This is a genomic window from Streptomyces sp. NPDC097619 (genome assembly GCF_040302735.1).
Taxonomy (GTDB): Bacteria; Actinomycetota; Actinomycetes; order Streptomycetales; family Streptomycetaceae; genus Streptomyces.
In genome coordinates this window covers 1-7,806 of sequence record NZ_JBEOSD010000245.1, presented here as the reverse complement: position 1 = coordinate 7,806, position 7,806 = coordinate 1, and the positions used below count along the sequence as shown (strand labels likewise).

8 protein-coding genes and 1 tRNA gene are annotated in these 7,806 nt (G+C 75.2%); 5 read left to right on the top strand and 4 right to left on the bottom strand.

Going from position 1 to position 7,806, the window contains the following annotated elements; all coding sequences use genetic code 11:
• Positions 1 to 47: 47 nt before the first annotated feature.
• From ABTZ17_RS35270 to ABTZ17_RS35260, 3 genes are all read right to left on the bottom strand, one after another.
• The gene (locus ABTZ17_RS35270) at positions 48 to 254 is read right to left on the bottom strand and encodes an FmdB family zinc ribbon protein (RefSeq protein ID WP_352199895.1); all 207 of its coding nucleotides are present in this window, start codon (positions 252 to 254) and stop codon (positions 48 to 50) included.
• 9 nt (positions 255 to 263) lie between these two features.
• Positions 264 to 1,313 (bottom strand): PfkB family carbohydrate kinase, encoded by a 1,050-nt coding sequence (locus ABTZ17_RS35265; protein ID WP_352199894.1) that lies wholly within the window; start codon positions 1,311 to 1,313, stop codon positions 264 to 266.
• Between the two features lie 302 nt (positions 1,314 to 1,615).
• Positions 1,616 to 2,866, bottom strand: coding sequence for a hypothetical protein (locus ABTZ17_RS35260; RefSeq protein WP_502994972.1), 1,251 nt, complete (start codon positions 2,864 to 2,866; stop codon positions 1,616 to 1,618).
• Positions 2,867 to 2,992: 126 nt separating this feature from the next.
• Here ABTZ17_RS35260 and ABTZ17_RS35255 point away from each other — a divergent pair.
• The 4 genes from ABTZ17_RS35255 to ABTZ17_RS35240 all read left to right on the top strand — a co-directional run bounded on the left by ABTZ17_RS35255 (position 2,993) and on the right by ABTZ17_RS35240 (position 5,958).
• Positions 2,993 to 3,064 (top strand) — tRNA-Val (locus tag ABTZ17_RS35255).
• A 57-nt stretch (positions 3,065 to 3,121) separates the two neighbouring features.
• The gene (locus tag ABTZ17_RS35250; RefSeq protein ID WP_352199893.1) at positions 3,122 to 4,177 is read left to right on the top strand and encodes a NaeI family type II restriction endonuclease; all 1,056 of its coding nucleotides are present in this window, start codon (positions 3,122 to 3,124) and stop codon (positions 4,175 to 4,177) included.
• Positions 4,178 to 4,316: 139 nt separating this feature from the next.
• Entirely contained in the window at positions 4,317 to 5,447 is a 1,131-nt protein-coding gene (locus ABTZ17_RS35245) for a DNA cytosine methyltransferase (RefSeq protein ID WP_352199892.1), read from the top strand.
• A gap of 199 nt (positions 5,448 to 5,646) precedes the next feature.
• Positions 5,647 to 5,958 (top strand): DUF2277 domain-containing protein, encoded by a 312-nt coding sequence (locus tag ABTZ17_RS35240; protein ID WP_352199891.1) that lies wholly within the window; start codon positions 5,647 to 5,649, stop codon positions 5,956 to 5,958.
• A gap of 61 nt (positions 5,959 to 6,019) precedes the next feature.
• On the opposite strand, the gene ABTZ17_RS35235 is transcribed toward ABTZ17_RS35240, so the two are convergent.
• On the bottom strand, positions 6,020 to 7,033 hold the full coding sequence (locus ABTZ17_RS35235; RefSeq protein ID WP_352199890.1) for a helix-turn-helix transcriptional regulator: 1,014 nt from the start codon (positions 7,031 to 7,033) through the stop codon (positions 6,020 to 6,022).
• A gap of 292 nt (positions 7,034 to 7,325) precedes the next feature.
• Here ABTZ17_RS35235 and ABTZ17_RS35230 point away from each other — a divergent pair, with 292 nt between their 5' ends.
• Positions 7,326 to 7,733: a RidA family protein gene (locus ABTZ17_RS35230; protein WP_352199896.1), complete on the top strand. Its 408-nt coding sequence runs from the start codon at positions 7,326 to 7,328 to the stop codon at positions 7,731 to 7,733.
• Positions 7,734 to 7,806: the final 73 nt, after the last annotated feature.

Genomic DNA, 7,806 nt, shown 5'->3' with positions numbered 1-7,806 from the left:
GGGCTCTCGCCCCCGCCCGAGGCGCGGTTCCGGGGAGCCGTCCCTGATCAGCCGCAGCCGCCGCCCCCGCAGCAGCCGCCGCCGGCCGGGCGCGCGGGGGCCGCGGCGGTGCCGCCGACCGCGACGGCGGACAGCAGCTTCACGGTGTCGTCGTGCCCGGCGGGGCAGGCCGCGGGGGCGGAGGACTCCGCCATCGGACGGTTCAGTTCGAAGGTGTCGCCGCAGGTCCGGCAGCGGTACTCGTATCGAGGCATGCGCCCAGGCTAAGCGCAGGCGCCCACCCCCGGGAACGCTCCTTCCGGAACGTACCGCCGGGGACCGTCCGACTCGACCCGCTCCGGGGAGCCGGGGGCGTCGGGCCCGGTGTGCGGGTCGGTTCCGGCGCGGGCCGCGGCCACCGCGCGGTCGAGGCGTCGCCGGGAGTCGGCACCCGAGAGGAGTCCCGAGAGGTATGCGGCGGCGAAGGCGTCGGCGGCCGTGACCGGCAGGCCGGGCACGGCCGGAGTGCGGGGGAGCGCCGCCGGAGCCGGTGCCGCGTGCAGCCCCTCGCCCCGGCCTTCGTCTTCGCCCTCACCGCCGAGGCGGTAGGCCGAGGCCCCGCCGTCCGCCCAGCGCACCAGCACCTCCCCGGGGCCCCGGCCGAGCAGGTCCCGGACCCGGGGCGGCACCGCTCCGGCGGGAGCGGTACGGGGCGCGGTGCGGGTGGTCGCGGGCCGCTCCTCGGCGAGGATCACGAGGTCCGCGGAGGGGAGCCAGACGTCCACGGATCCGGGCAGCGGCCCGGTCCCGGTCGCCGACACGTTCCGCAGGTCCAGGCAGACCAGGGCGGAGTGCTCGGCGGCCATCCGCAGGGCCAGCTGCGCCGCCGACCGGGCCTCCCGCGAGGGCGCCGACGCGTCCGTCAGGTACAGCAGGCGGGGCGGGGCCTCCGCGAAGACCCGCTGCACCTCGCAGGAGCGGATCCGGGCCGCGGCCGAGACCGCCGGTCCGGGGAGCGGCCCCGCGTCCGGTCCGGTGAGCAGCAGGCCGGTGCGGGCCCCGGGGTCGCGCTGGGCGCCGCTGACGTCCACGCCCCGAGCCGCGAGCGCGTCGAGGACGAGGCGGCCCGCCGGGTCCTCGCCCACGGCCCCCGCCCAGCGGACCCGGTGGCCCCGTCCGGCCAGGGCCAGGGCCACCGAGGACTCGGGTCCGGTGACCGAGAGGACCAGTGGCCCGCCGGGGCGCAACGGTTCCGCCGCGCTCAGCGCCACGACGGTCTCCCCGAAGGTCAGCACGTCCGGGCCGCGGAGGCGGGGGACGGTGGGGAACTCCATGTGCTTCCTCCCGGGAAGGCGTCTTCCTTTCCTGACGGCAGGGGTGCGGGACGGCGGTCGGCCGGGCGGGCCGGGGTGTCCGTCCCCGGCCGGGGCCGTCCAGCAGCCTCGCACGAGCGGCCCGATACCGGCAATTAACTACGCAAATCAACTATTTCGCGAGGTCCGGCGGTGGGGGCACCCGGTCGAGGGGTCGGCGCCGAGGAGGCGCCTGCCCCCGGTTCCTCCGCGCACGGACGGACGGATGCGCTGTCGGGGGCCGAGGGCCGGGGGACGAGGGTCGGGGGCCGCGGGCCGGCCCGTCAGTGGTGCGGGCCGCCGCGGGTCGAGCGGATGTCACCCACGACCGCGGCCACCGCCTCCCGCACCGCCTCCGTCTCCTGGAGGAAGTGCCAGTAGTCGGGGTGACGTTCCTCCAGCGCGGCCCGTGCCCGGTCCAGCCGGGCCACCGCCTCGTCCAGGGGCCGGGCGTGCCGCGGATCCGGCACGCTGCGGCCCTCCATCGCCAGCCGCTGCGCGTCCCGGATCGCGAACCGGGTCCGGTCCACCTCCTGGCGCGGGTCCCGCGCCACCGCCTCCAGCTGCCGCAGCCGGTCCCCGGCCGCCGACACCGCCTCGTCGGTGGCGTCCAGCAGCGCCCGCACCGTCCCCAGCGCGGCCGTCGCATCCGCCCAGCGCTGCTCCGACCGGGCCCGTCCGGCCTCCGCCAACCGCTCCTCCGCCTGCCCCACGGACACCCCGGCCTGATCGGGAACCCGCTGGAGGTCCTGCCAGCAGGCCGCGCTGAACCGCCGCCGCAGCTCGCTCAGCACCGGCTCGACCTGTCCGGACCGGGTCCGCAGCGCCTGCGCCCGGGTCCGCAGGCTCACCAGGCGCCGATCCATCTCCCCGGCGAGCTCCGGCAGCCGTTCGGCCTCGACCCGCACGGCCTCGGCGTCCCGCAGGATCCGGTCCGCCCGCTGCACGGTCTCCTGCACCCCGTGCCGGCCGGCGCCCTCGTTCAGCCTGGTCAGCTCCGGGGCCAGCGCCGCCAGCCGCGCGGCCTGCTCGTCGGCCCGGAAACCCGCGGCCCGCGCGGCGTCCAGCGCGCCACTCGCCGCCAGCAGCGCCGCCCGCGCCCGCTCCCGGGCCGGCGCCAGCCGCGCCAGCTGGGTCTCGGCCCGGTCCAGCAGCGGCCGCAGCCCCTGTTCGAAGCGCTCCAGCTCCCCCTTCACCCGCACCAGCTCGTCGCGGGCCCGGCCCAGCTCCTCCCGGGCCCGCGCGGCCGTCGCCGCCTCCAGCCCGTCCCGGTCCAGGTCGTAGGCGTCGACGGTGCGGATGTACTCGTGGCTGACCTCGTCGATCCGCCGCCCCAGCGCCTCGAACCCGTCCACGGCCTGCCGGGCGGCGGGGGAGCCGTCCGCCGCCGTGATGGTCTCGATGGAGATCCGCAGGTCCCGCTGCGCGGTGTCCAGCTCGTAGAAGGCGGCCGCGGCCGCGTCCTTGGCGGCCTGCGCATCGGCCCGCCGGTTCTCGTCCCGCCCACCGAACCACCGCCGGGAAGTCGCCGTCACAATCCCTCTCCCGCGCCGCACCACATCCGCCCTGCCCGCTCCATTCTCCCCCACGGCCACGGGTTTGCGTGGGCCCCGTCCCCTCCATGTAGGCTGTCCACTCCGTCCCGGCCGGGCCGCGGACGAGGGCGCGTAGCTCAGGGGTAGAGCGCTGCTCTTACAAAGCAGATGTCGGCGGTTCGAAACCGTCCGCGCCCACGTGTGAACGACCCCCCGCCGACCATGGTGGGGGGTCTCGTGCGTTCGGGGGAGGGCATGAACGTGGAGCAGGAATCCGCACTGTTCGCCGTGGAGTCCGTGGAGTCCGTGGAAAACGTGGAAGTCGTGAAAGCTGTGGAAGCCGTGGGAGGAGCGGAGTCCGTGGACGACGCGGCCGCGGGCGCCGACCCGGAGCTGGAGGCGATCCTGGCCTGGTTCCTGGCCCTCCCGCACCACGAGACGCGGTTCGCGCAGGTGTTCCGCCAGTCCATCGACGAGGTCCTCGACGGGCAGCGCACCCAACGGTTCGACCTCTCCGTCAAGACGGGCGAGGGCCGGGTCGAGAAGACCGAGAAGACCTACCTGGGCACCAAGGTCGAGATCGTGGCACGGGCCGCGTTCGAGCTCGGCTACGGGAAGCCCATGGACTATCTCGTCGAGGGCGTGAACGTCGACGCGAAATGGACCTCGGACAAGACCTGGACCATTCCGCAGGAGGCGATGGGACACCTCTGCCTGCTGATGCGTGCCGACGACGCGAAGAGGTTCTTCCAGGTGGGGCTCCTGCGGATATCGAAGGACGTCCTGACGTCCGGCAAGAACGGTGACGGAAAGCTCTCGGTATCGGCCGCCGGCAAGGAGCGCATCCGGTGGATCGTGGAGCAGGGCACCCTTCCGCAGAATTTCCTCCTCCGGCTGAAGCAGGAGCATCCGGAGAAGGTCGCGGCCGTGTTCCACGCCTCCGACGGGCACCGGGGGCCGGGGAACGGCGGACAGCTCCGGATCAACGAGCTCTTCCGTCAGGTGGCGGGCGAGCTGGTGGACCGGAACACCGCCCTGACCGTCGCGACCCAGCAGGACGGACCGAAGCGGGTCCGTGACGCCCGCAAGCACCTCAGGCCCGAGGGATATGTCATCCTCGGCCACTACAAGCCCGAGCCGCAGATCGCCGCGGACCTCGGTCTGCCCGTACCGGCCAAGGGCTCCTGGGTCTCCGCGAAGCTCGCCGTGGCCGGGGACGGCGACGACCGCCCGGCCACCGAGATCGACGGCGTCCGCTACGTGCTCTGGCGCGAGGGCGACGCCCCCGTCGAGGCCCCGACCCTCGGCTGACCGGCGGGAACCCGGCCGCGCCCCGCTTCGCGCGCGGGTCGTGTCAGTGGCGCGCGCTACCCTGGGTCGCTGTCGCAGACGGTGGGGGAGCGACCGAGTCGACCGTTGCGGAAGCCGCGGCAACAAACCTGGAGATGAAGTGCAACCCGTCCGGATCGTGGACCTGTTCGCCGGCCCTGGTGGCCTCGACGTGGCGGCCGAGAAGCTCGGTGTGGCCACGGCGGGCGTCGAGTGGGACCCGGCCGCCTGCACCACGCGGCGGGCCGCGGGGCTCGTCACCGCCGAAGGTGACGTACGTCGCTTCGGGCCCGGCGACTTCCCCGACGCGGACGTCCTGGCGGGCGGGCCGCCCTGCCAGACCTTCACGGTGGCGGGCGGCGGCGCGGGGCGCCGGGCCCTGGACGACGTCCTCGCCTTCGTCGCGCGCATGGTCGCCCGGGAGGACCGCGAGACGATCGCCACGGACCTGTCGAAGATGGAGGACGAGCGCACCGGACTGGTGCTGGAGCCCCTCCGATGGGCCCTGGAGGCGATCGACGAACGGAAGAAGCCCTACGAGGCCATCGTCCTCGAACAGGTGCCGGCCGTCCTGCCCGTCTGGGAGGCGTACGCCGAGGCCCTGCGCGGGGAGGGGTACGCCGTCGACTTCGGACTCCTGCGCACCGAGGAGTACGGCGTTCCACAGACGCGCAAGCGGGCGGTGCTGATCGCGCGCCGCGGCGTGCCGGAGGTGAAGCTCCCCGAGCCCACCCACCGCGCCTACCGCAAGGGCCTGCCCCGCGAAGCCGGTGACGCCCGCCTGCACCCCTGGCGGACGATGGGCGAGGTCGTCACCCGCACCTCGCCGTTCCAGGTGATCTCCAACTACGGCACCGGCGGCGACCCGAAGGCCCGAGGCCGGCGCACCTCCGCGGAGCCCTCGGCCACCGTCACCGGCAAGATCTCGCGGAACCGCGTCGTCACCCTCGACGAGGTCGAGCTGGAGCGCTTCTCCTTCTCCGAGGCGGGCCGCCTGCAGACCTTCCCGACCGACTACCCGTGGTCCGGGAAGGACGTCGGCCAGCAGATCGGGAACGCCGTCCCGCCGCGCCTCGCGATGCACGTGCTGTGCGCCGCTTTCGGATGGGAACCGCCCACGGACGCGCTGCTGAAGAAGCTCGACCGCTGGTTCCCGGAGGGGGACCCGGCGGACGGGGAGCGCTCGGAGCACGCCGACACCGGTGTGACCGCGGCGGAGCCCACCCCGGAGCCGACCCCCGAGTACGTCTAGGGACGGGGGCGGGTCCCGCCCTCCGATCCCGCTTCCGGTCCCCGCTTCCGGTCCCCGCTTCCTGCTCCCCGCTTCCTGCTCCCCGCCTTCCGCTCCCCGTTTCCCGCTCTCCGCTGCCGACCGTGGCACGACGTGGTCGGGTGGGGCCGATGGGGAGAACGGGCTGCCGGGTGGGTGCGGGCGGGCGCATACTCGAGGTATGTGCCGGAGTATCAAGACCCTGCGTCCGCCCGCGCTGCCCGAAGAGGCCACCGAGGAGGAGATGCGGGCCGCCGCTCTCCAGTACGTCCGGAAAGTGTCCGGCTTCCGGGCGCCCGCCGCGCACAACCGTGAGGTGTTCGACGCCGCCGTGGAGGCCGTGGCCGAGGCCACGCGCGCGCTGCTGGAAGGCATCGAGGTGCGGGGCGGCGGCCGGAGCCGCGGCCACGAGCACGATCATGACCACGAGCACCCCCATGCGCACGACCACGCGCACCCCCACGAGCACGCGCCCGTACCCGCCTCGGCCTGAGCACGTCCCGAGCGAGGCGTGAGCACAAGGCCCGGGAGTACGGGCTCCTGAGCAAGGCCGGCTAGATCCTTCCTCGGTCGTCCGGGGCGTGACGGGAGGCCGTGGCCGCGGCGCGGTCCCGGAGGGAGTCGCGCAGCCAGGGCGGGGCGAGGGCCTCGGCGTCCGGGGCCAGCTGCCACAGGGCCCATTCGGCGTGCCTGCGGTCCTGGAAAACGGCGTCGAGGAGCAGGGCGCCGTCCGGGCCGGGCGGGCCCTCGGCGCGTACGGACAGGGCGGTCGCCGCCAGCTCCGGTCGGCGTCCCGCGGCCAGCCGCACGGTGACCGTCACCCGGTCGCCGCCGCTCCGGAACCGCTCGCTGCGCTCCCGCCAGGCCCGGTCCAGGTCCACGTGGTCCGGGCGCCGCGCGGGCTGCTCGGGAAGGGCCTCCGCCTCCCGGATCCGGGAGAGGCGGTAGGTGCGGTCCGCGCCGGACCTCGTGGCCAGCAGGTAGCCCTGGCCGCGTACGGTGACCAGCCCCACCGGGTCCACCGTGCGCCAGGCCGCCGGGTCCGGGCCGTCCGTGGTCGTCCGCGAGGCCGGGGCGTAGCGGATGCGGAGGCGGTGCCCGGCCAGGACGGCCTGCCGGATCTCCGTGACCACCGAGCCGGGCAGCGCCTCCGTGACCAGCGGACGGGCGAGAAGGTCCGTCTCCGGGTCGATCAGCAGGCGTCGGGCGGCCTCCGCGGCGGTGGCCCGGTCCTCGGCGGGCAGCGCGTCGACCACCTTGCGGAGGGCCGAGGCCAGGGCCGGACCGAGGCCGAAGACCTGGGTGCCCCGCCGGGAGCCCGCGACCAGCAGCGCCACCGCCTCCTCGTGGTTCAGTCCCGCGAACTCCGCCCGGAACCCGGGCAGCAGCGCGAACCCGCCGTGCCGCCCGCGTTCGGCGTAGACCGGGACGCCCGCCGCGGACAGGGCCTCGATGTCCCGCAGCACGGTCCGGGTGGACACCTCCAGCTCACGGGCCAGGGCGGTCGCGGACATCCGCTCGTGCTGCCGGAGCAGCAGGACCAGGGAGACCAGCCGATCGGCGCGCATGCGGAAAAGCTAGTCGAACGCGTGCCCGGGGCCGGCGTGAACGCCCGGACGCCTGTCGGCCCGCGCGCCCGTCGGCCCGGAGGGTGGCCGGCGCTCTCGGCGGAAGACCTGTGCGATACACGACACGCGGTGTCGTGATTCGTTGCGAGGCTCGGTGCGTACCGCGGCACGGGGGCCCGACCCCTGGACGTCGCGCCGCTGACCAGGGCGGAGCCCTGTCGCGGCCCCGTCGCAGCCCGTCACCTCCGAGAGGCGAATCCCCATGAGCACGAGCACGAACACCAGCACCAGCGTGAGCACCGCCGTCGTTGGCACTCCGGAAGGGCTGCACGATCCGGTCCCCTTCGGCTACCGCCACACCACCGTGGCGCCCGCCGGAGCCGAACTGGTCTTCGTCTCGGGACAGTACGGTTCCGGGCCCGACGGCGCGGTGGTCTCCACCGACTTCGCCGCGCAGGTGGACCGGGCCTTCCACAACGTGGGCCTGGCGCTCGCCGCCCACAGCCTGGGACTCGCCGACGTGGTCCGGCTCCGGACGTACGTGGTGGACCACGAGCCCGCGAAGCTGGGTCCGATCGCGGGTGCGGTCGCCGAGCGGTGGGGGGCGGTGCCGCCCGCGCAGACCCTGATCGGGGTCGCCGCCCTCGCCACGCCCGACCTCCTCTTCGAGGTGGAGGCGGTCGCGGTCCGACCCGTGTGAACCCGTCGGCCCGGGGGCGGGGGGGGCCGGGCCGGCCCGCGCGGAGGGGCGGGGGGCGGGGTGGGGGCGGGGT

Excerpts from the sequence above, each read along its gene's own strand:
- ABTZ17_RS35265 (WP_352199894.1), bottom strand. The coding sequence starts at position 1,313 with ATGGAGTTCCCCACCGTCCCCCGCCTCCGCGGCCCGGACGTGCTGACC.
- ABTZ17_RS35250 (WP_352199893.1), top strand. The coding sequence starts at position 3,122 with ATGAACGTGGAGCAGGAATCCGCACTGTTCGCCGTGGAGTCCGTGGAG.
- ABTZ17_RS35240 (WP_352199891.1), top strand. The coding sequence starts at position 5,647 with ATGTGCCGGAGTATCAAGACCCTGCGTCCGCCCGCGCTGCCCGAAGAG.
- ABTZ17_RS35270 (WP_352199895.1), bottom strand. The coding sequence starts at position 254 with ATGCCTCGATACGAGTACCGCTGCCGGACCTGCGGCGACACCTTCGAA.
- ABTZ17_RS35235 (WP_352199890.1), bottom strand. The coding sequence starts at position 7,033 with ATGCGCGCCGATCGGCTGGTCTCCCTGGTCCTGCTGCTCCGGCAGCAC.